This window comes from Ideonella margarita (genome assembly GCF_038066635.1).
Lineage (GTDB): Bacteria > Pseudomonadota > Gammaproteobacteria > Burkholderiales > Burkholderiaceae_C > Ideonella > Ideonella margarita.
Window position 1 is genome coordinate 1 of sequence record NZ_JBBUTI010000036.1, and the last position, 616, is coordinate 616.

Sequence of the window (616 nt, forward strand, 5' to 3'; positions counted from 1 at the left end):
TGCCAGAACGTCTCGGCAGCGGCGTCAGCGGCCTTCAGCAGCTTGCGCTGCTCGAACAGCTTCGTGAAGATGATGTACCACGAGCCCATCGACATGATGATCATGATGATCAGCGTGCCGCGTGCGACGAAGTCGCCCTGGCTCCACAGCGCGTCCAGGCCGTAGGGGTTCTCGATGGTTTCCTTCTTCACTTCAGGGGCCACGGCGGCAGCAGGCGCTGCGGCTTCAGCGGCCGGGGCCGAGGCTTGAGCAAAAGCGGGGGTCGGGGCGAAGCTGGTGACAGCAGCGGCAGCGGCGATGGCGGCGGCCATCAGCGGCGCACGCAGGAGGGACAGGATGGACATGGATGCTCCGGGGAAAGAAAAGATCCGGGGTTCGGAAATTGGGTTGTTCAGAAACAGAGATTCAAGTGGGCGCGAGGATGACCCGCGCCTCACTCCAGTCGCCAGACGTAGTCGACGTTCGCGAATGCGCCCGTCGGCTTGCCGTTCTCATCAGTGCCAGGCTTGAACTTGCAAGCGCCCAGCGCGTCGACTGCCACGCGGTCGAGTTGACGGTGCTCACGCGACGGGCCTGACGAGCCCACCACTTCGGCCTTGGTCACGCGGCCTTCGCC

At 64.4% G+C, this 616-nt stretch carries 1 protein-coding gene and 1 pseudogene; both read right to left on the reverse strand.

Annotated elements, in window-relative coordinates; genetic code table 11:
- Positions 1-344 (reverse strand): annotated as a pseudogene (locus tag AACH00_RS19835) (MotA/TolQ/ExbB proton channel family protein); the annotation flags it as partial.
- An 89-nt stretch (positions 345-433) separates the two neighbouring features.
- On the reverse strand, positions 434-616 hold a 183-nt coding region (locus AACH00_RS19840), incomplete at its 5' end, for an energy transducer TonB (RefSeq protein ID WP_423221963.1).